This is a genomic window from Dellaglioa sp. CoH-56-MRSF-14 (assembly GCF_056782115.1).
The window spans coordinates 14,547-36,837 of the sequence record NZ_JBXAYB010000001.1 but is presented as its reverse complement, the minus strand read 5'-3'; the positions used below and the strand labels follow the sequence as shown (position 1 = coordinate 36,837).

Sequence of the window (22,291 nt, the reverse complement as noted above, 5' to 3'; positions counted from 1 at the left end):
AAGAGATAGAGGGAAAAACATGGATTCTAAACAATTAATTTCAAAATTCGTCGATAAAGTTATTCAGTTTGATCCAACGACTTATTCGACAGATGATAAAATTTATTTAGTAAACGTCGTTTTAGATTTGGTTGGTGAATCAGAGATAGAAGTAACTGAACCAGTTTCTGACACAATAATTGCTGTTAAAGACGAGCTACTTAATTTAGCAATCAAAAACGAGAAAATCAGTGCTCTAATCGCGGAGCAAGATATTCTTGGTGCTAAATTAATGGATCTGGTCACACCAATTCCAAGTCACGTGAATAAACATTTCTGGGATTTATACGCAAAAGACCCAGAGAAAGCTTTGGCTTATTTTTATGAATTAAGTCAGGCTAACGATTACATCAAAGTTGCGGCTATTGCGAAAAACATTGCTTATCAGGTACCAACAAATTATGGTGATTTAGAAATCACCATTAATTTATCTAAACCTGAAAAAGATCCAAAGCAAATTGCTTTAGCTAAAACAATGAAACAAACGGGTTATCCTAAATGCCAATTATGTATGGAAAATGAAGGCTATGCTGGAAGACTAGATTTCCCAGCTCGTCGCAATCATCGGATTGTACGATTTGATTTGGGGGATGCAACATGGGGCTTTCAATATTCGCCTTATGCTTACTTCAATGAACATTCAATTTTCTTAGATGAAAAGCATGAACCTATGGTAATTAACAAAACGACATTTTCAGATTTACTTCAAATTGTTAAAAAATTCCCGGGCTATTTTGCGGGAAGTAATGCAGATTTACCAATTGTAGGTGGCTCAATTTTAACGCATGAACACTATCAAGGTGGACGTCATGATTTTCCAATGGCAAAGGCAGAAATGAGTCAAACAATGCAATTTGCAGGATTTGATGACATTCAAGCAGGTATTGTGAACTGGCCAATGTCAGTCATTCGTTTAAATGGTGAAAATCCAGAACGATTAGCTGATTTAGCAGCAAAAATTTTAACGTCTTGGCAAGAATATAGTGATGCCGATGCACAAATTTTGGCAAAAGATGCTGACGGTACGCCACATCATACTGTGACGCCAATTTCTCGAATGCGTGACGGTCGTTATGAATTGGATTTAGTCTTGCGAGATAATCAAACATCTGATGAATTTCCAGATGGTATTTATCATCCACATGCTGATGTTCAACATATTAAAAAAGAAAACATTGGCTTGATTGAAGTTATGGGATTAGCTATTTTACCACCTCGTTTGAAAACTGAAATAACAGAGGTTGAGAAGTATCTAACAGATCAACCAAATGTCATGGCGGCTTATCATAAAACTTGGGCTGATGAAATTAAGCGTGATAATTCGATGATTTCTAAAGAGACGGTTAGTGAGCTCGTACAAAACGAAGTTGGAAAAGTCTTTATGCGTGTTCTTGAAGATGCTGGGGTTTATAAACAAGATGACCACGGCCAACAAGCATTCGTTAAGTTTATTAAACAAGTTTAAACGTAAAAAGATTAACTTATTTAAGTTAATCTTTTTTATTTAGAAATCAAATAGAAACTAACTGGTTAACGATAATTGTTAAGATAGTGTTAGAAAATTCTCTTTTTAATGTTTTGTGTTAAAATAAAATATATAATATTCTTACTAAAGTTGACATGCTGGTAATTATGAGAATTCTCGGAGGAATAAATGTACAAAAAAGATATTCTGGATCGACCAGAGTTTTTAATATGTGAAATTATTGAATTGCTATCATTAAATGAACATGGGTTATCAAGAAAAGTAATCTGTAATCGATTAAATGTTTCAAATACAGCTTTGCGAGTTGCACTAGAGTAATTGGATGGCGAATTCAATTCAGGTGATGAACCCTATATGATCATAAAAAAGAATAACATTCAATTTATAGGTAAAGGCAAAATTAATTTTTACGAAACGGTTTATCGGTATGTGAAAGAGTCTATTAATTACCAAATTTTAATGGCATTCTATTATGATGAAAATAGCAGTATTGAAAATTTGAGTCTTAGTTTAAATGTTAGTGAATCATCTATCTTCAGAAGAATTAAGCAACTTAATAATTTGTTGTCTGAATTTCAGATTAAAATTGCACATGGTGAGGTAGTTGGTTCTGAATTACAAATTAGATTTTTTTACTATTCACTATTTCTAGCGACAGATTTTAACTATAATGATACGATAGAAGCGGGCGTCATTCTTGAATACATTAAAGTATTTGAAACATATTTTAACTTCAATGTGAATGATAGTAATTTAATGAGGACTAGAATTTGGATGAAGGTCAGTGTTCATCGAATGATGCGAAAAGATCGTGATAATTGGGTGATTTCTGATGATTTAGCAGATATGATTGCAAATAATTCACTATTTAACCAAGTTGAAGAAAAGATGCAAGATATTTATATTAAGTTCTCAAATAAAATTGATGTTCATTTTGAGAGCGCCCTACTTTACGCTTGGACAACTGCTTTTGTTTCAGTTCCTTCAAGTGCTTACTTGTCCCGCGATTTTATTGCAATTAATCACACAAATAACACCAAACTTCAACAAGCTGTTAAATATTTGGAACAAGGATTTGAATCTAAATTAGATGTTAAAATTATCGGTGAAAATGTTAGTAAATCATTGTACCCAATTTGTACTGAAGCATTTTGTTTTCATGGAACGATGGATGCCGTGGGAACTTACATGATGAATAGTTATCGAAAAAAATATTCAAATCATTCAGTTCGACGTCATGTTGAGATTGCCATGGATGAATTAATCGACAGTCCATTATTAGCTAAAAAATGGTCTGATTTCTATAAGCGATACAGGCAGCCATTTATTAATAAAATGGTCGAAATTTTTAGCGCTAGATTGTTAGAAAAAGAAACCATGTTAACAGTTGGGGTTGATTTAAATGCAAACGAGCGAATTAAAGAATTATTTGTCAGAAATATGAGTCAAGATTTAAATATTAATTTACGCGTTAATGTCAGTATTTATGATTCTAGTCAACGATATGATATGGTGGTTACTAATTTCATGAATAAAAATTATAAAAACAATGCATTTGATAAGTATATTATCACTGCATTAGGACTTGATAATGATATGCCAGAGATGGGGAAACGACTGTTAAACGTGAATAGAAAACACTATCAGTAAAAATGTTTCTAGTTTTTTTTTTGATAGTACAACCCATGAATCATTCGGTATACTCTATATTATAGAGAACTAACAAGAGATATTCGTGGGGGATTTCTTTTGAAGCATTAAACAGTATCGAATTGGGCAAACATTTATTTATTACAAAATAAAAAAAGACGATTATAATTTAACGATTATAATCGCCTTTTTTTATAGGCTACCAAGTGTGATAAGATAGAGAATAAACGTTATGACGAGAAATGAAGGATAATGACATGCAATTTACGCTAACAAACAATGGTGAAGGCACAATTAGTTTAAAAAAATTTTTAATTGAGGTTGGCGTTAGTAAACGATTAATCGCCAGAATTAAACAAGGCGAGGGACAAGTTCGAGTTAACAAAAAGAATGAATATTGGGATTATCAACTGATTGATGGTGATGAAGTTATTTTGACGTTGCCAGAAGAACCAGATAACGATGCCATACATGCAAGTGATGAACCATTAAATATCGTCTTTGAAGATGAAAACTGGTTAGTAGTCGATAAGCCAGCTGGTATGGTAACCGTGCCAGGCCCATCTAATGAAGATACAACATTGGTTAACCGTGTTAAAGGCCATTTGATTGCAACTCATTCAAGTAGTTTCGTGCCACATGTTATTACGCGTTTAGACCGTTTTACAAGTGGACTTGTTTTATTAGCTAAGCATGGATTTGCACATAGTTTGATTGCTGCTCAATTAAGTAATGGTCAGTTAGAAAAATCATACTTAGCAATTGTTGCAGGTGACGTTAAAAGTGATCAAGGAGATATTAAAGAACCAATTGGTAAAAAGGAAGGCGAAATTCGTCGTTCTGTTATGGCTGAAGGAAAAGCCTCAGAAACAACTTATAAAGTTGTAACGAGATTTCCAGACTACACATTAGTTGATGTGAAGTTAGTTACGGGCCGAACACATCAAATTCGTGTACATTTTGATTTTATTCATCATGCTTTGGTTGGGGATGCGTTATATGATGGCCCGATGGACAAAGGTATTGATAGACAGGCATTACATGCTGCTAAATTAAGCTTTGAAGATCCATTTACGGGTAAAAAATTAGCTTTTGAATCAGAACTCCCAGCTGATATGGCTCAATTATTAAAATAGTATCAGGCAAGATTGTATATTTGGATAAAGTGGCGAATATCTATTGTATTTCGTGAACTTTTTCTTTATTATTAATATAGTTATAATCAATTTGTGAAAGCACTTTTAAGTGAGGAAATAATAAATGAAAAAGATGATTATTAGAGGCGGTAAAAAACTGTCTGGCGAAGTAATAATCGGTGGTGCTAAGAATAGTACTGTTGCATTGATTCCTGCAGCTATTCTTGCGGATACACCTGTGCATTTTGACAGTGTCCCCGATATTTTAGATGTACATAATTTAATGAAAATTTTAGATCAAATGAATGTTAAGTCTGAATTTAACGCTGGTAACTTAATGGTAGATCCTACGATGATTAAGGATGAACCTTTACCTGGTGGTGCCATTAAAAGTTTAAGAGCTTCTTATTACTTTATGGGTGCCTTATTAGGTCGGTTCGGTCGTGCAGTTGTTGGATTTCCTGGTGGTGATAATATTGGACCACGTCCGATTGATCAACACATCAAGGGATTTAAAGCTCTTGGCGCTGAAGTTATCGAAGAAGAAGACGCAGTGATTATTACGAGTGGCCCTGAAGGATTAAAGGGAGCCCGTATTTTTATGGACCTTGTTTCAGTGGGTGCAACAATTAACATTTTATTGGCTGCTGTCCGTGCAAAAGGAACCACAATCATTGAAAATGCTGCAAAAGAACCTGAAACCATTGATATTGCAACATTCTTGAATAATATGGGTGCTCATATTCGTGGTGCGGGGACTGGTGAAATCAGAATTCAAGGTGTTGATAGCTTAAAAGCTGTTAATACGCATACGATTATTCCAGATCGTATTGAAGCTGGTACTTATATCTCACTTGCTGCTGCAATGGGTGAGGGCGTTTTAATTAAGAATGTTATTACTGAACATTTAGATTCATTTTTAGCTAAACTTAGTGAAATGGGCGTTACTTTCCAAGTGAATGAAGATAGTATTTTTGTTCCTGGTGGCGATAAAATTATCCCAATTGAAGTGACAACTTCACCATATCCTGGGTTTGCAACTGACTTGCAACAACCAATTACTGCCGTTATGCTCAAGGCTACAGGTGAGAGTCGTATTATTGATACACTTTATCCTGAACGGATTAAGCACATTCCAGAAATGCAACGAATGGGTGTTAAGATTGAATCAAAAGATGGCATTATTCGAATCAATCAATCAACTGAATTAACAGGCCAAACTGTTTATGCAGATGAAATTCGTGCAGGTGCTGCATTACTTGAAGTTGCTTTAATGACTAATGGTACGACTGTCATTGAGAAAGCCGATAATATTTTACGTGGTTATGATTGCGTTGTACAAAAAATGACAAATTTATCTGCTGATGTAGAAATTATTGATGAAGATTAGGTGATTAAATGAGCGACTTCTTAACGATGGGTGAATTAAAAGACAAGACGCTTAAAGAAATTTATGGCTATGCCCAAGAATATAAAATACAATATTATAGCCAAATGAATAAAAAAGAATTGTCTTTGGCAATTCTAAGGGCTCAAGCAAAACAACAAGGATTCATTTTGATGGAAGGTGTCTTAGACATTGTTCCCAATCAGGATGGATTCGGTTTTTTGCGTCCAATTAACTACGGCCCATCACAAGAGGACATTTATATTTCTGCCTCACAAATTAAGCGATTTAATTTAAGAAATGGGGATTTAGTCGGAGGTAAAGCACGACCACCAAAGCCTAATGAACGTTATTATGGGTTAATGCACGTTGATACAGTTAATGGTAAAAATCCAGAAGAAGCAAAGGAACGTCCACATTTTCCTGCACTGACGCCCTTATATCCTAATCGACAATTAACTTTAGAAACAACTAGTCAAAATCTTTCAACGAGATTAACTGATTTATTTGCTCCTATTGGATTTGGTCAACGTGGTTTAATCGTGGCACCACCTAAAGCTGGGAAAACAACTTTACTTAAAGAGATTGCTCAAGGAATCGCAGAAAATCATCCCGATGTAAAATTAATCGTACTATTAATTGATGAACGACCTGAAGAAGTGACTGATTTAGAACGATCAATTAAAGGTGATGTTGTATCGTCAACATTCGATCAACAACCAGAGAACCATGCGCGTGTTTCTGAACTTGTTTTAGAACGTGCAATGCGATTAGTTGAAGATAAGCAAGATGTTGTTATTTTAATGGATTCAGTTACTCGCTTGGCTAGAGCGTATAATTTAACGATTCCGCCAAGCGGACGGACGTTATCAGGTGGGATTGATCCAGCAGCATTTTATCGACCTAAAAAATTCTTTGGTGCTGCACGTAATATTGAAGAAGGTGGAAGCCTGACAATATTAGGAACTGCTTTGGTTGATACGGGTAGCCGAATGGATGATGTGATTTATGAAGAGTTCAAAGGAACCGGTAATATGGAATTACAACTCTCAAGAGAGCTTGCTGAACGCCGTATCTTCCCTGCTGTCGATTTAAAAAAATCAAGTACACGTAAAGAAGAATTATTATTATCTAAGCAAACAATTGAAGAACTATGGCAGATTCGAAAGATGATGACAGGCGATTCACTAGGTGCTACGGAACGTGTTATCCAAAAAATGAAGAAAACAAAAAATAATGCTGAATTTTTAAAAGAGTTAACAAAAACAAGTAAATAAAATTTAATTGTAAAACGAGTTAATTCGTGATAAGATTGTGCATGTTGTAATATAAAGAATAACTCTAATTCAGCAGATGGATTAGGGCAAAGGAGAATACTTACTTATGAAAAAAGAAATCCATCCAGATTACCATGAAGTTGTATTTATGGATACTACTTCAGGTTACAAATTTATCTCAGGTTCAACAAAACATTCAGAAGAAACAATTGAAATGGAAGATGGCAAATCATACCCATTGATTCGTGTCGAAATTTCATCGGATTCACATCCATTCTATACTGGACGTCAAAAATTCACTCAAGCCGATGGCCGTGTGGATCGTTTCAACAAGAAATATGGTCTTACAGACGCAAACGCTGCAAAATAAGAACTATTTCGAAAAGGAAGAAGCCAATAAGCTTCTTCCTTTTTTTATACAAAAAAATAGTAACGTTCAACTAGATTGAACGTTACTATTCAGCTTTTCGTGAATACATCCCTTTTGTGACGTAGAGAACCCAGATGAGATTAATACCAACTAAAATAGCGGTAGAAATAAAGACACCTTTGTAATCGAATACGCCAGAAACGGTAGAGCCAATCATAGGACCAACGACTGATCCCATGGCTTGGAATGATTGATTGTAACTGAACACTCGACCTGTGAATTCTGCCGGTGTATTTTTTGTTAGAATTGTTTGAACTGCAGGTAACATTGCGGCATCCGTAATCCCAATTAAGAAACGTAAGCCGCCAAGTTGCCAAACATTAGTCACTAATGCCATTGGAATAAAAATGAAAATTGCGACAGTAAGTGCAATTTTTAAAATACGTTCTGTTCCAATTTTATCGCCTAGTACTCCTAAGCGAGGCGCAGCAATTAGCGTTGCTATTCCTGGAATAGAAGCCACACACCCACTGATAAAGGTAACATTTCCAACGTTATGTAAGAGTTCTCGAACGTATAAGCTTAGAATAGGACTAATGGAATAATTTGATGCTTGAATGATTAAGGTAGTGACAAACATCCCGATAATTAATTTAGGATGATGTAATTTCTTGAAGATTTCTTTTGACGTTTGCATTTCACCTTTTTCAACAGGCGTAAAATGTTCATGTACAAAGAAATAACTAAGTAAGAAAACAATTAGCAAAATCGCAGCAGTAATGAAGAAGGTAATACGATAGCCGAAGACCCCAGCTATTGCGCCACCGATTAGTGGTCCAAATAAAGTACCAGTAACACTACCGGTAACTAAAATACCGAGTGCTTTACCACTTTGCCGCTTGGGTGTCTCTGTTGCAATCAGTGCCTGTGAGTTACTAATATAACCAGAAAAGACACCTTGTAATAAACGTAACGCAATTAATTGGTAAACGTTACTGACAAGCCCCATCAGGCCTAAAACAATGGCCATTCCGAATGAAGCTCTTAAAATCATTAATTTACGACCTTTTCGATCAGCTAAACGACCCCATAGTGGGGAAACAATGGCGGTAATTAAAAATGTAGATGAATAGGTAATGCCGCTATAAAAATTTAATTCGGTTTTGGTGAAGTCACCTAACGTATCAATATAAAGTGACATAAATGGCATAATTAAACTAAATGCCACGCCAGCCATGAACGTACCAAACCATAAAACAAATAAATTTTGTTCCCAAGGTTGTCTAGAACGAAAAAATGTTGATTTTAGTGAAGTCAACAAATTAAACAGTCCCCCTAAAGATATTTTTTGATAATTATAATCATAACACTAAACAAGGATAAAAGTTATATGGTAAAATAGTTGTTAAGCGAAAGTGGGGGTTATTAATGGAAAAAAATAAAGCAGCTAAAAAAAGTCGTTGGAAAAAATGGCTAACAACTATATTATTAATACTATTGTTATTGGTGGGGCTTTCGCTAGTATTCAATGAACAAATTAAAAACTTTATTGTTGGACTAACAGACCCAACCATTAATTCAGAATTAGTCGATAAAAATAAAAATAAAAAAGCATCCTTTGATTTTAGTGAAGTTAAGAGTTTGAATACGGCAGATGTCGTGAAAGCAAAAGCAAATGAAAAAAATTTGGTTTTACTTGGAGAAATTAGTATTCCGGATGTCTCAATGAACTTGCCGATTGCTAAAGGCGTTAGCACTGATACCTTGGCACTTGCTGCTGGAACTTTAAAGGAAAACCAAAAAATGGGCGAGGGTAATTATGCACTTGCTGGACATCATATGATTCGAAAGGATTTATTGTTTAGTCCATTAGTTAGCATGAAAATTGGCCAAAAAATCTATTTAACAGATGCTAAAAAGATTTATGAGTATGAAACATCTAAAATGAAATATATCAAAGCAACAGACGTTCAAGTTATTGATGATGTACCCGGAGAAAAATTAGTCACATTAATTACTTGTGATGATACGGGTGCCGGACGTTTGATGGTCCAAGGTGAGTATGTTAAAGATTGGACATACAATGCTGCACCAAAAACAGTTCAAAAGTATTTTAAAATGATTCATAATAATAAATAATAAAAATGACCACAAATTTTAAAATTTGTGGTCATTTTTATTATTTAATTTGTGCTTTAATATAATCAATCCAGTAAGGCATTCCAAGACTAATTAAGTTATAAGTTTCGTCAAAGTCACCAGTAATCCATGGATCAGGAACAGATTCTTTTTCTTTACCGGGAACAATTGAAAGGAAGTTAACGATTTTTTCTTTTTTAGATGCAGGTGCAGCTTTTTCAAGACGCTCAACATTGATATCATCCATTGCAATAATTAAATCACTATTAATGAAATCTAAGTAACTAACCGGACGTGAGATTAAGCCATCTGTTGGAATCTGATGTTCAACAAGTTTAGTAATAGTCCCTTCATGGGCGCCATTTCCTTCTTGTGAAGAACTTGTGCCAGCAGAATCAACAGTTACTTGGTCAGAAAGGTTTAACTTAGCTAAATCGTCTCGTAACATTGCTTCAGCCATTGGTGATCGGCAAATATTTCCCATACATACAAATAATACATTCATGTTAATAATCCCCTTTACAAATTTCTTAATAATGCTATTATGCCATAATAATCACATTATTAAAACTAGTTAGATAAATTGGTGTAACCGTTAGCTTAATTGCTTTCTAAAAGGGTCTAACTTTGGTATGATAATTAAGAATAGAAACTAAAATAAGACACTTTATATTTAAAGAGGAGACTGAAAATTATGGCAATGATTATTATCGGAGTTATCGTAGTACTTTTAGTTATTATGTACATTAGCGGCTACAATGGTTTAGTAAAAGCAAAAATCCGGACTGAGGAATCATGGAGTCAAATTGACGTCCAATTAAAACGTCGTAATGATTTAATTCCTAACTTAGTTTCAACTGTTAAGGGATATGCAACTCACGAAAAAGAAACATTTGCTAAAGTAGTTGAATTACGTAATCAATTAACACAAGTACCAACGGATGCACATGAAACAACAATGGAAGTTTCTAATCAATTGAGTCAATCATTGAAAAGTATTTTTGCGTTATCTGAAAGTTACCCAGATTTAAAAGCTAACACAGAATTCACTAAGTTAATGGAAGAACTATCAAATACAGAAAATAAAATTTCTTATTCACGTCAACTATTTAACTCAACTGCTGCAAGTTTAAATGCAAAAATTCAATCATTTCCAAGTAACATTGTTGCCGGAATTCATCATTTTACAAAAGTAGAATATCTTGAAGTCCCTGAAGCTGAAAAAGCTGTACCCAACGTTTCATTTGATTAAACAGTTAGGAGATAACTAATGCTATATGATCAAATCGCGCGAAATAAGCGCAAAACAGTTTATGTTTTAATTGGTTTTGTTTTATTGATGGTTGCGATTGGTAGTGCCGTTGGCTATGTTTTTTTCAATAGTGCTGTTTCTGGACTACTTATGGCTGTTGTCATTGCAGTTGTTTATATGGGATTGATGATTTCACAATCAACTAGCGTTGTCATGAGTATGAATCATGCAACTGAAATAAAATCAGTCGATGATGCACCTGAATTATGGCATGTTGTTGAAGATATGGCGATTGTGGGCCAAGTTCCAATGCCAAAAGTGTTTATTATTGAAGATGATAGTCCTAATGCGTTTGCAACGGGAAATAATCCAGAACACGCGGCAGTTGCTGCAACAAGTGGCTTAATCAATCGATTAAATCGTGAAGAATTAGAAGGCGTTATGGCGCATGAAATTTCGCATGTACGCAACTACGATATTCGATTATCAACAATTGCATTAGCATTATCGGCAGCAATTTCATTATTAGTAAATATTGGAATGAACTCATTTTGGTGGGGCGGAGGTCGCCGTCGAAGTGATGATCGAGAAGGTGGCGGATCATTAGAAATTATTTTGATGATTTTATCATTATTATTGGTTATTTTAGGACCAATTGCAGCAACAATTGCTCAGCTTGCACTTTCTCGAAACAGAGAATATTTGGCTGATGCTTCTGCTGTTGAATTAACGCGTAATCCGCAAGGACTAATCCATGCGTTGGAAAAAATTTCTGATAGTAAACCAATGGAACGTGCCGATCCAAGTAGTGCGGCACTTTATATTTCAAATCCATTGAAGAAAAAAACAACTGGATTATTTCAAACACATCCACCGATGGAAGATAGAATTGAAAGATTAGAAGCAATGTAAACTATTTTATAAAATGGGGATGATAGTGGTGAGAGACAATTTAGTCTACGTTCATGTTGAAACGGTTTCTCATTTGATTTTATCATATGGGATTTCCAAAGAAGATTTCATAACAAGCATTCCCAGATTACCAACTAATATTTTATCGTTAAACCCAGTGGATTATGAAAATGAAATTGACATCGCAACAGGATTTAACACGGTAACCGGGGAAGAAGATACTGCACGTTATTTGAATAAAAAGACTGTTGGGTTAAAGCAAAGTTGGATTGATTTCGATAGTCAAGATGATTTAGAATTAATAACACCAAGAGAAGTAGCAGAATTCTTATATTTGGGACATGCATTTTCTCATATTCAATCACCTTTTTACTATAAATTGCAGAATGACTACGTTTTTTTAACGTTACCAAATGATGCATTAAAAATCTACTATCGTTATTTAACGCAATTTTATAATGTTTTTTCTAAATCAATTATTAGACATGCGAATCAATCGTATCGTGAAAAAAATGGTCTGTTTAGACGACGTCCTATGACGTTGAAAAAGATACCTAAAAAAATTGTTGAAGAATTAATGCCATTATTTGTTGAAGGTGTAATATTAGATTTTTCAAGGATCACAATTAATAATACGAAGTTAATATTACCTGTCTATATTATGATAGATAACGTTTCTCAGATGAAGTGGCATGAGCCAACATTGGAGACAGAAAGTGCCAAGTTAGTTGCTAATTTGGAGTATCGATTTGTAGATCAAGAATGGTTTATCGAAGTTTCTAACAAATCTGCTTTTGAAGACAGTATTATATTCTAAAAAGATAACGTATTATTATGTTATCTTTTTTTATTTTTGTTGAATTTAAAAAGAATGGTACAATAGGACGTGCAAAAAATGGAGGGCAATACGAATGCGAGTTTATTTACTCTATGGTGGTAAAAGTGCAGAACATGAGATCTCACTTTCAACTGCTTTTCAAATAACACAAGCGATATATTACCAATACTATTCGGTAATTCCAGTTTATATTACGAAAACGGGGAATTGGCTGCAAGGTCAGACGCTTAACGAACCAGTTAAATTTGTTGATAATTTAAGACTTAGAGAAACAGATGAAAAAGGACAAGCAACGAATAATCATGAAAATTCAACTGGAATAAAATTTTTGCCAAATGGATTTGACCCTGAAGATAGTGTGGTTTTTCCTGTCTTACATGGCCCAAATGGTGAAGATGGAACTGTCCAAGGACTACTTGAAACGTTGAATATCCCCTATGTTGGTAACAGTGTACTAGCATCGGCTGTCGGTAATGATAAAATAATGAGTAAATTACTCTTTAAACAAGCCGGAATTCCGGTTGTACCATTCCAAGCGATTGACTCACAGTCTTGGGAAAATAACACTGCAAGTGTGATTGCCAGATGTGAGGGCGAATTACTTTATCCAATGTATGTGAAACCATCTAATTTGGGTTCAGGAATCGGTGTTACACAGGTGAATAATAGTGTTGAATTACAATATGCAATTGATAATGCTTTTGAACTTGGTCCTCGAGTGATTGTAGAACGAGGCATTGTAGCACGTGAAATTGAAATTGGATTATTAGGTAACGAAGAAATCGCAACAAGTGTACCAGGAGAAATTTTGTCGTTTGATGACGTCTATGATCGTAAACTTGCAATGAAGGAAGATCACGAAGCCAGAATTCCAGTTGAACTCGATGAGGAATTATTGGATAAGATAGTTGGTTTTTCTAAAACAGCTTTTGCGGTTATTGATGGATCAGGGCTTGCTAGGTGTGATTTTTTAATTAGCGCTAACCAAGATATTTATTTAAATGAGATTACAACAATGCCAGGATTTTATAAAAATGCAATGTATCCAAGATTGTGGGAAGCCGTTGGGCTGAGTTACAGTGATTTAATTGAAGAATTATTACAATTAGCATTGAAAAAAAATCAGGCAAATAATAGTAAACAATAGATTTAATGGTCATATGAATGCGAGGGTTTATATAATGAAAATGCAATTAACTGAAATTGCGAGCGCAGTTAGCGCCAAGAACGAAATTACTGATGAACCAATTAATATATCGAGTGTTTCATTTGATAGTCGACAACTAACGGAAGGCAGTTTATTTGTACCTATTGTGGCAGAAAATGACGGTCATGATTATATCCAAAGTGCGATTGATAATGGTGCAACAGCGACTTTATGGGCAGTTGACCATCAAGATACAATGCCAACGAAAATCCCAGCTATCTTAGTAGATGACACATTAATGGCTTACCAAGATTTAGCAAAACATTACTTGGATAAAATTAATCCTAAAGTTGTCGCAGTTACTGGTAGTAACGGTAAAACGACAACTAAAGATATGATTACAGAAATTTTAAGTCAGCAATATAATGTTTGTAAAACGGAAGCGAATTTCAATAATCATTTAGGCGTACCGATGACTTTATTAAGTATAGAACCTAATACGGAAGTTGTTGTTGTCGAAATGGGGATGGATCATCCTGGTGAGTTAGACTTTTTAAGTCGAATTGCACAACCTGATGTCGCTGTTATTACGATGATTGGCGAAGCACATATCGAATTTTTTGGTACGCGAGATAAAATTGCGGATGCAAAAATGGAAATTGTGAATGGGCTGAAAGAAGACGGCTTGTTGGTTTATAATGCAGATGAACCGTTATTAAGAGAACGTGTTTCCAATATTGAACAGCAATCATTTGGCTTCGGTCATGGTGAAAGTGCTGACTTGAGTGTTTCAAATGTTGTCGGCAATCAAACAATGACTAGCTTTAAAGTGAGAGAAATGGCTGATTTTAATTTTACAATTCCAATGATTGGCACATATAACGTAGATAATGCGATGGCTGCTATCTCAGTTGGTCGTCATTATCGTGTGTCACCTAAAAATATTGTAAAGGCGCTTAGTGATTTTGATTTAACGAAGAATCGGACAGAGTGGCTTAGAGGTCATTTGGGCGAGTCAATTTTAAGTGATGTCTATAATTCAAATCCGACAGCTGCAAAAGCTGTTATCAAAGCATTCTCAAACAGCGATGTTGAAGGTAATCGAATGGTTGTTTTGGGTGATATGCTTGAATTAGGTGAGCAATCTAGCGATATGCATCTCAGCTTGGCTGATAGTTTTGATAATGAAAAAATTCAAAGCGTTTATCTTTACGGAGAACAAATAAAATCTTTAGCAACAGCATTAAAATCAAAGTATGATGATCAACATCTTCATTATTATGATTTAGATGAAAAAGAAGCTATGGTTGAAGATTTATTAAAAATACGTACTGAAAAAGATTCTATTTTGATTAAAGGAAGCCATGGCGTTCATTTAGAAACCGTTTTATCGGCTTTACAAAGTAATTAGAGAGTTGCTTAATATTATTTAAGGTGCTATTATAGTTTAAATAGTGACTCATGAAGGGTCAGACTTAAATTAATTTAACTTTACAAGACAGTAATTGACGACGAACTCTTAACTGTGTTGTGAAGCATGTTAGTTTGCAAACACATTAGGAGGAATTTATACTTGAAATTTACAGAATTAGGACTATCCGATGAACTACTAAAGGCCGTTCAACGCAGCGGTTTTGAAGAAGCAACACCTATCCAATCTGAAACAATTCCAATGGCTTTAGAAGGAAAAGATGTTATTGGACAAGCACAAACAGGTACTGGTAAAACTGCTGCATTTGGTTTACCAATCTTAGATACAATTGATACAACAAAAGATGAAGTTCAAGCACTTATCATCTCACCAACACGTGAACTTGCTATTCAAACGCAAGAAGAACTTTACCGTTTAGGTAAAGAAAAACATGCTAAAGTTCAAGTTGTTTATGGTGGGTCTGATATTCGTCGTCAAATCAAGAGTCTTAATCGCGCACCTCAAATTTTAGTTGGAACACCAGGACGTTTATTAGATCATATTCGTCGTCGCACCGTTAAATTAGGTAATGTTAAAACTTTGGTTTTAGATGAAGCTGATGAAATGTTAGATATGGGATTCGTTGAAGATATCGAAAGCATCTTAACAACTGTTCCTGACGAACGTCAAACATTGTTATTCTCTGCAACAATGCCAACTGCTATTCGCCGTATTGGTGAAAGATTTATGACAGATCCAACTTTGGTAACTGTTAAGGCAAAAGAATTAACAACTGACTTAGTTGATCAATTCTACGTAATCTCAAAAGATTTCGAAAAATTTGATATCATGACACGTATGTATGATGCTCAAAACCCAACACAAACAATCGTGTTTGGTCGTACAAAACGTCGTGTTGACGAATTAGCTAAAGGATTTGAAATGCGCGGATACAACGCTAAAGGAATCCATGGTGATTTATCACAACAACGTCGTATGAGTATTTTACGTGAATTTAAATCAGGTAAACTTGATATTTTAGTTGCAACTGATGTTGCTGCTCGTGGTTTAGATATTTCTGGGGTTACCCATGTCTTTAACTATGATATTCCTCAAGATCCTGAAAGTTATGTCCATCGTATTGGCCGTACAGGCCGTGCCGGACATAAAGGAACTTCATTGACATTTGTTTCACCAAATGAAATGGATTACTTACGTCAAATCGAAAAATTAACTAAGAAACGTATGGTGGCTTTAACACCACCTACAGATGATGAAGCATTTGCTGGTCAAATTGAAACAGCAATCGCTGACGTTACTGCCTTAGTTAACAAAACTGATACTAAAAAATATGCAAAACAAGCTACTGAATTAATGGCTAAGTTTGAAGTTGCTGATTTAGTTGCAGCATTACTTAGTGATGTTATTAAAAATGATTCATCACAAGTACCTGTTAAGATTACACCAGAACGCCCATTACCTAGACGTAAGGGGGGTGGCGGTGGTGGCGGAAACAACCGTCGTAGCGGCAATGGCGGTGGAAATCGTCGTGGTGGCAACGGTGGTGGTTACCAAGGCAACCGTAATGGTGGCGGAAACCGTAGTAACGGTGGAAGTTCAGATCGTCGTAACGGAAGTAGCGATCGCCGTAGCAATGGTAATGGTGGCGGAGGTTACAAAGGTAACCGCTCAAGCGATAATCGTTCAAATGACAACCGTTCAAACGGAAGTAGCGCACCAAAACGTAACTTCACAATCAGAACAAAAGATTAATTTGAATATTGAAAAGAGACCTATTAATTTAGGTCTCTTTTTTTGTTTAAAATTGCTATTCTTACAATATTGATAGGTAAAATATAAACGATTTTAGTGCAGAAAATGAATAAATTTGATAAACTTAACAAGGATATCAATGAAAAGAAATAGGTGATAATATGATTTATGGAATTGGTGTTGATATTGCCGATATTGATCGAGTAGTAAAGTTGGCAAAACAACATGAAGAATTTATAACAAAGATTCTCACAACAAATGAAATTAAACAATTTGATGAATTAAAAGGTAGTCATAAAGACGAATTTATTGCTGGAAGATTTTCCGCCAAAGAGGCATACAGTAAGGCTTTTGGAACGGGAATAGGGGATAAAGTTGGCTTTTTAGATGTTGAAATATTAAATAATGAAATTGGTAAACCGATAATTACGCAGCACCCTTTTGAGGGTAATGGCTTTATTTCAATTTCTCATACGAACAATTTAGTTATGACTGAAGTTATTTTAGAAAATCAAGAAAAGGGGATGTAAAAATGGTTGTAGGTTATCATCGTCCAACCCAAATCGTGGTAGATAGGGCAGCTATTAAGGCAAATATCACAGCTGAAAAAAAGACATTAACAGATGAGACGGTTATTTTTGCTGTTGTTAAAGCTGATGCGTATGGTCATGGATTGATTGAAGTAGCTAAAGTTGCAAAAGATGCTGGTGTAAAAGGTTTTTGTGTGGCAATAATTGATGAGGCATTAGCGTTACGAGAAGCCGGGTTTGTTGAAACTATCTTGATTCTGGGATTAACGAAAGTTGAATATGCACCGTTACTGGCAAAAAGCAAAATATCTGTAACTGTTTCAGAACTTGGCTGGTTACAAGAAGCTAATAAGTTACTGAGTGAAGAAAAATTAGCGCCTTTGGCCGTTCATTTAGCATTGGATACAGGAATGGGTCGTATTGGTTTTAGAGAAGCAGAACCGTTTTTAGAGGCAATTAATTTCCTTGGAAGTCATCAAAATACATTAAACTTTGAAGGGGTTTTTACTCACTTTGCGACAGCAGACTCTCCTAATGATTCGTATTTTAAAAAACAAATGTCAAAATTTAATGAATTGATGTCAGTAGTTTCTGATAGACCTCGTTATGTACACGTTTCTAATTCTGCAACGAGCTTATGGCACTCTGCTTGCAACGGTAATATGATTCGGATGGGCATTTCAATGTATGGTTTAAATCCATCTGGTGGTGAATTAGAACTACCTTATGCGTTAAAACCAGCATTTGGATTAACATCTGAATTAAGTTATGTGAAAGAAATCCATGCAGGTGATTCAGTTGGTTACGGTATTACATATCAAGCTCAAGAAAATGAATGGGTTGGTACAGTACCAATTGGGTATGCAGATGGTATGCCCCGAAAGATGCAAGGCTTTAAACTATTAGTCGACGGTCAATTTTGCGAAATAATTGGTCGAGTTTGCATGGATCAATTAATGATTAGATTGCCACATGAAATGCCAAATGATACAAAAGTAACTCTAATAGGCCAAGATGGCGATGAAATGATTACAGCACAGGATGTTGCAACGTACGCTGAAACAATTCATTATGAAATAATCTGTGCACTTTCAGGACGAGTACCACATGTCTACCTAAATTAGTATTTATTTGCTTAGTTTGCTATGGTAAACTATCTGTAGAGTGTAATTCTATGGGGGAAGTGCAGATGGATAAAAATGAGAAAGTAGCAATGAGTCATATAGCCGATTACTGTGCATATTATTCGATTACCAATGAAGCGTTGAAGGATAGCGAAATATTTAACTCTATTTTAAGTCATAAAAAAATGATGGATGAGTTAATTGATGGCTACTCAGAAATGGGACAATTGAATAGTGAAATCTGTAATGATTTTAAAGGATCTGAAGATGAAGTGTTATTGCACCTTCAAATTATGTAGAGAGTTGGGATAAGATGGTTGAAAGTATCATACGTGGTGATATATTCTATGCAGATTTATCGCCCGTTATTGGTTCTGAACAAGGCGGTATGAGACCTGTTCTCATTATCCAAAACAATATTGGGAATCGTTATAGTCCGACAGTCATCGTTGCCGCCATTACGGCGCGCATCCAGAAGCCTAAAATGCCAACACATGTTGGACTTTTAGCAAGTAGAGATGGTATTGAAAAAGATTCAGTTATACTAATGGAGCAAATTCGCACAATTGATAAGCAACGTCTAAAAGATCGTATCACGCATGTATCGAAAAAAAGTATGCTTGAGGTTGATGATGCGCTTAGAATGAGTGTTGGACTTGTTTCAGCAATACATAAAGAAAAATAAACAGTAAAAAGACATAAAAAAACGTGGTTCGTAACCATCCCACGCTAAAAAACTAAGGGAGTCTATTAATAATGACAAAAAATAATCGTGTAAACCAGGTAATCATTAATGGTTTAATCGCTGCACTTTATATCGTATTGGCAGTTGTTCCAGGAATGGTGAACATGGCTAGTGGTGCTATTCAATTTCGACTATCAGAAGGATTGAATCACTTAGTACTTTTCAATAAGAAATATATCTGGGGTGTTTCATTAGGGGTTATCTTATTTAATCTCTTTTACAGCAGTCCGTTAGATGTTCTTTTTGGGGGCGTACAAACAATCATGGGTCTTTTAATTGTGATTTTTGTTAGTCCTAAGTTTAAGAAAATGTGGCAAAAAATGCTTTTAAATATTATGGTTTTCTCATTTACCATGTTTTTAATCGCTATTATGTTGAACATTACAGCGAGCTTACCGTTCTGGCCTACTTACGGTACAACAGCATTATCTGAATTTGTAATAATGACAATTACAGCACCAATAATGCTCGTTTTAGATCGTGCTATTCACTTTGATAAAAGAATGCATTAAAAAAACAGACCCGAAAGGGTCTGTTTTTTTGTCTAACTACGTAAATCTTCAATTTCAGAAACAATAAATTCTTTACGTCCTAAGTTATCAACAATTTTATCAACTTTTTCTTGGTTTACACCAGCTGGTAATGTGAATAATGTTCGGCGTAATAATTCGCCTTCTTTAACATCTAAAGTCATACAACTAGCAATTGATGAATATTTTGTAATGATTTTAGCCATATCAACTAAATCACCACGTTCGCCAGCTGAAATAACAGTTAAGACATAACTACCAACATCAAAATTCCATGATTGAGACAACATATCTAGAAGACGTGTATGTGTTAAAATACCCTCAAAATAGTTGTTTTCATTTAAAACAGCAATATAAGGTAAGTCTTTAATTGAAAAGAAAACGTTGAAGAAAGCTGAATCAGATGAAATAAACTTAGTCGCATTTTTAAGAAGATAAGTAACAGGAAGTGACATATCGCCACCCTGTGATTTATGACGATAAATATGCATTTTATAAATATTACCACGGAAAATTTGACCCGTTTCATCTAAGATTGGCACACAACGGAATCCAGAATTTTCTAGGACCGTAAGTGCTTCTTCAAGTGTGACACTTTCACGGACGGTTGTTAGTTCTTTTAATGGTTTAACTAAAGTATTTAATAACATATAGGCGCCTCCAAATATTAAATTTTTCTCATTTACATTTTTATAATACCATAAAAAAAGCTTTTTAACAGTAATTTGACTATTAAAATTGTATTAAAAAAGGAACGGAAGAATGTCTTCCGTTCCTTTTTTGGAAAATAATTAAAAATTATTCACCTAATGCTTTAAGACCATCATTTAATACTTGTTTCAAAGTAGCAGCTGAATCAGTCATACGTTTAGATTCAACATCACTTAAAGGTACTTCGATGATTTGTGCAAGACCTTGGCCATTAACAACACCTGGTGTACCGATATAAATATCGTTCAAACCATATTGTCCGTCCATGTATGCACTAACAGGTAATACGGCATTTTCGTCACGCAAAATTGCTTTTGAAAGACGAGCTAATGCTGTACCAATACCGTAGAATGTTGCGCCTTTTTTGTTGATAATTTCGTAAGCTTTGTTACGAACGTCATCTTCAATTTTAGCAAGTTGGTCATCAGAAATGTTGTTAGCTTTTGCCCAATCTAAGAATGGAAGACCACCAACAGTTGCAGCTGAGTAAGCAGCAAATTCTGTATCGCCATGTTCGCCCATCATGTAAGCATGGATTGAACGAGGATCTGTAATGTCAGTTAATTTGCTTAAAGCAACACGTAAACGTGAAGTATCAAGTGAAGTACCTGAACCAATAACACGATCTTTAGGGAAACCAGAGAATTTCATTGTTGCGTAAGTTAAAATATCAACTGGGTTAGCAGCAACTAAGAAAATACCTTTAAATCCAGATTCAACGATTGGAGATACGATACTTTTCAAGATGTTTAAGTTTTTGTTTACAAGGTCAAGGCGTGTTTCACCTGGTTTTTGTGGAGCACCAGCAGTGATAACGACAAGATCTGCATCTTCACAGTCAGAGTATTCTGCTGAGTAGATACGTTTAGGAAATGCGAATGGTGTTGCATCTTCTAAATCTAAAGCATCTCCGACAGTGCGATCTTTCGCAACATCGATGATACCGAATTCTTCGCCGACACCTTGGAGTGTCATTGCGAATGCGTAACTAGAACCTACGGCGCCATCGCCGACTAAGATAACTTTTTGATGATTTTCTGTTTTTGTCAAAATAATTCATCCTTTCAGAGCTATAATTATTACTGAATAATTATAACATGTTTGTTTGTGAAAAAACATACTAGATGAGAGAGTTCTTTCACAAAATTTTCATAAATCGAGTATGGTATAATAGTTGAAAGAAAAGAATAGGGTCGAAATGCTGGGTAAGTTGAATAAACTTGCCCAGATGTTTGCGTTTATTTAAAGGAGAAATTAAAATGAAAATGATAGTCGGTTTAGGAAATATTGGGCAAAAGTATGATGGAACAAGACACAATGTCGGATTCGCTACAGTAGATGTATTTGCAAAACAACATAATGCCGATTTTGGATCTAGCAAGTATGAAGCGCAAGTGGCATCGTTTAATTTAAATGGTGAAAAAATTGTCTTAGTTAAACCATCTACTTATATGAATGATTCAGGTCGAGCTGTTAGACCGTTGATGGATTTCTATAAAATTGATGTTTCAGACATCCTTATTGTGAACGATGATCTTGATTTAGAAGTTGGTCGGATTCGATTACGTCAAAAAGGATCAGCAGGCGGACATAATGGTTTGAAAAGCATTATCGCACATACAGGAACACAGGAATTTAAACGTATTAAAATTGGTATTGACCATCCAGACAAAGTTTCTGTCGTAGATTGGGTATTAACGAAATTTTCTAAAAACCAAGAAAAAGACTTAGGTGATGCAATCAATACAGCAACTTTAGCAATTGAGGATTGGTTGGAAACAGATGATTTTATGAATACGATGAACAAGTATAACCATAAATAAGAAAAAGCTGT

24 protein-coding genes and 1 riboswitch are annotated in these 22,291 nt (G+C 34.9%); of the genes, 20 read left to right on the top strand and 4 right to left on the bottom strand.

Annotated features, from left to right (window positions below):
- The first annotated feature begins 19 nt into the window (after positions 1-19).
- The 7 genes from galT (at position 20) to AC1RPX_RS00145 (ending at position 7,345) form a co-directional block, all read left to right on the top strand.
- Entirely contained in the window at positions 20-1,504 is a 1,485-nt protein-coding gene (galT, locus tag AC1RPX_RS00175; protein ID WP_481760871.1) for a UDP-glucose--hexose-1-phosphate uridylyltransferase, read from the top strand.
- Between the two features lie 189 nt (positions 1,505-1,693).
- Entirely contained in the window at positions 1,694-1,843 is a 150-nt protein-coding gene (locus tag AC1RPX_RS00170) for a hypothetical protein (RefSeq protein ID WP_481760870.1), read from the top strand.
- Positions 1,844-1,879: 36 nt separating this feature from the next.
- On the top strand, positions 1,880-3,175 hold the full coding sequence (locus AC1RPX_RS00165) for a helix-turn-helix domain-containing protein (RefSeq protein ID WP_481760869.1): 1,296 nt from the start codon (positions 1,880-1,882) through the stop codon (positions 3,173-3,175).
- Between the two features lie 257 nt (positions 3,176-3,432).
- Positions 3,433-4,311: an RluA family pseudouridine synthase gene (locus tag AC1RPX_RS00160; protein WP_481762396.1), complete on the top strand. Its 879-nt coding sequence runs from the start codon at positions 3,433-3,435 to the stop codon at positions 4,309-4,311.
- 124 nt (positions 4,312-4,435) lie between these two features.
- Entirely contained in the window at positions 4,436-5,701 is a 1,266-nt protein-coding gene (locus AC1RPX_RS00155; protein ID WP_481760867.1) for a UDP-N-acetylglucosamine 1-carboxyvinyltransferase, read from the top strand.
- Between the two features lie 8 nt (positions 5,702-5,709).
- On the top strand, positions 5,710-6,975 hold the full coding sequence (gene rho / locus AC1RPX_RS00150; protein ID WP_409021602.1) for a transcription termination factor Rho: 1,266 nt from the start codon (positions 5,710-5,712) through the stop codon (positions 6,973-6,975).
- Between the two features lie 106 nt (positions 6,976-7,081).
- Positions 7,082-7,345 (top strand): type B 50S ribosomal protein L31, encoded by a 264-nt coding sequence (locus AC1RPX_RS00145; RefSeq protein WP_409021601.1) that lies wholly within the window; start codon positions 7,082-7,084, stop codon positions 7,343-7,345.
- Between the two features lie 85 nt (positions 7,346-7,430).
- On the opposite strand, the gene AC1RPX_RS00140 is transcribed toward AC1RPX_RS00145, so the two are convergent.
- On the bottom strand, positions 7,431-8,666 hold the full coding sequence (locus AC1RPX_RS00140; protein ID WP_481760866.1) for a multidrug efflux MFS transporter: 1,236 nt from the start codon (positions 8,664-8,666) through the stop codon (positions 7,431-7,433).
- A 107-nt stretch (positions 8,667-8,773) separates the two neighbouring features.
- Between AC1RPX_RS00140 and AC1RPX_RS00135 the strand changes: the two genes are divergently transcribed.
- Complete coding sequence (locus tag AC1RPX_RS00135; protein WP_481760865.1) at positions 8,774-9,484, top strand: class A sortase; 711 nt, start codon at positions 8,774-8,776, stop codon at positions 9,482-9,484.
- Between the two features lie 40 nt (positions 9,485-9,524).
- Here the strand turns inward: AC1RPX_RS00135 and AC1RPX_RS00130 are convergent, their stop codons facing one another.
- On the bottom strand, positions 9,525-9,989 hold the full coding sequence (locus AC1RPX_RS00130) for a low molecular weight protein-tyrosine-phosphatase (protein WP_481760864.1): 465 nt from the start codon (positions 9,987-9,989) through the stop codon (positions 9,525-9,527).
- A 189-nt stretch (positions 9,990-10,178) separates the two neighbouring features.
- Between AC1RPX_RS00130 and AC1RPX_RS00125 the strand changes: the two genes are divergently transcribed.
- The 11 genes from AC1RPX_RS00125 to AC1RPX_RS00075 all read left to right on the top strand — a co-directional run bounded on the left by AC1RPX_RS00125 (position 10,179) and on the right by AC1RPX_RS00075 (position 19,728).
- The gene (locus tag AC1RPX_RS00125) at positions 10,179-10,736 is read left to right on the top strand and encodes a LemA family protein (protein ID WP_409021597.1); all 558 of its coding nucleotides are present in this window, start codon (positions 10,179-10,181) and stop codon (positions 10,734-10,736) included.
- An 18-nt stretch (positions 10,737-10,754) separates the two neighbouring features.
- Positions 10,755-11,648: a zinc metalloprotease HtpX gene (gene htpX / locus AC1RPX_RS00120; protein ID WP_409021596.1), complete on the top strand. Its 894-nt coding sequence runs from the start codon at positions 10,755-10,757 to the stop codon at positions 11,646-11,648.
- A gap of 28 nt (positions 11,649-11,676) precedes the next feature.
- Positions 11,677-12,465 carry a hypothetical protein gene (locus AC1RPX_RS00115; protein WP_481760863.1) on the top strand — a complete coding sequence of 263 codons (789 nt, stop codon included), beginning with the start codon at positions 11,677-11,679 and terminating at the stop codon, positions 12,463-12,465.
- 94 nt (positions 12,466-12,559) lie between these two features.
- Entirely contained in the window at positions 12,560-13,633 is a 1,074-nt protein-coding gene (locus AC1RPX_RS00110; protein WP_481760862.1) for a D-alanine--D-alanine ligase family protein, read from the top strand.
- A gap of 34 nt (positions 13,634-13,667) precedes the next feature.
- A complete protein-coding gene (locus AC1RPX_RS00105; protein ID WP_481760861.1) occupies positions 13,668-15,044 on the top strand; it encodes a UDP-N-acetylmuramoyl-tripeptide--D-alanyl-D-alanine ligase in 1,377 nt (458 codons plus the stop codon).
- Positions 15,045-15,206: 162 nt separating this feature from the next.
- The gene (gene cshA / locus AC1RPX_RS00100) at positions 15,207-16,817 is read left to right on the top strand and encodes a degradosome RNA helicase CshA (RefSeq protein ID WP_481760860.1); all 1,611 of its coding nucleotides are present in this window, start codon (positions 15,207-15,209) and stop codon (positions 16,815-16,817) included.
- 161 nt (positions 16,818-16,978) lie between these two features.
- Positions 16,979-17,347, top strand: a complete 369-nt coding sequence (gene acpS / locus AC1RPX_RS00095; protein WP_481760859.1) for a holo-ACP synthase — start codon at positions 16,979-16,981, stop codon at positions 17,345-17,347.
- Between the two features lie 2 nt (positions 17,348-17,349).
- Positions 17,350-18,471 (top strand): alanine racemase, encoded by a 1,122-nt coding sequence (gene alr, locus AC1RPX_RS00090; RefSeq protein ID WP_481760858.1) that lies wholly within the window; start codon positions 17,350-17,352, stop codon positions 18,469-18,471.
- A 65-nt stretch (positions 18,472-18,536) separates the two neighbouring features.
- Positions 18,537-18,770: a hypothetical protein gene (locus AC1RPX_RS00085; RefSeq protein ID WP_481760857.1), complete on the top strand. Its 234-nt coding sequence runs from the start codon at positions 18,537-18,539 to the stop codon at positions 18,768-18,770.
- A 14-nt stretch (positions 18,771-18,784) separates the two neighbouring features.
- Positions 18,785-19,156 carry a type II toxin-antitoxin system PemK/MazF family toxin gene (locus AC1RPX_RS00080; RefSeq protein WP_409021588.1) on the top strand — a complete coding sequence of 124 codons (372 nt, stop codon included), beginning with the start codon at positions 18,785-18,787 and terminating at the stop codon, positions 19,154-19,156.
- A gap of 17 nt (positions 19,157-19,173) precedes the next feature.
- Positions 19,174-19,218: riboswitch (PreQ1 riboswitch) on the top strand.
- Between the two features lie 9 nt (positions 19,219-19,227).
- Positions 19,228-19,728 (top strand): QueT transporter family protein, encoded by a 501-nt coding sequence (locus AC1RPX_RS00075; RefSeq protein WP_481760856.1) that lies wholly within the window; start codon positions 19,228-19,230, stop codon positions 19,726-19,728.
- A gap of 32 nt (positions 19,729-19,760) precedes the next feature.
- On the opposite strand, the gene cbpA is transcribed toward AC1RPX_RS00075, so the two are convergent.
- Together cbpA and AC1RPX_RS00065 are read right to left on the bottom strand one after the other, a co-directional pair.
- Positions 19,761-20,396 (bottom strand): cyclic di-AMP binding protein CbpA, encoded by a 636-nt coding sequence (cbpA, locus tag AC1RPX_RS00070; protein ID WP_409021586.1) that lies wholly within the window; start codon positions 20,394-20,396, stop codon positions 19,761-19,763.
- Between the two features lie 148 nt (positions 20,397-20,544).
- Positions 20,545-21,507 (bottom strand): L-lactate dehydrogenase, encoded by a 963-nt coding sequence (locus AC1RPX_RS00065; protein WP_409021585.1) that lies wholly within the window; start codon positions 21,505-21,507, stop codon positions 20,545-20,547.
- A gap of 209 nt (positions 21,508-21,716) precedes the next feature.
- Here AC1RPX_RS00065 and pth point away from each other — a divergent pair, with 209 nt between their 5' ends.
- Positions 21,717-22,280: an aminoacyl-tRNA hydrolase gene (gene pth, locus AC1RPX_RS00060; protein ID WP_409021584.1), complete on the top strand. Its 564-nt coding sequence runs from the start codon at positions 21,717-21,719 to the stop codon at positions 22,278-22,280.
- Positions 22,281-22,291 lie beyond the last annotated feature (11 nt).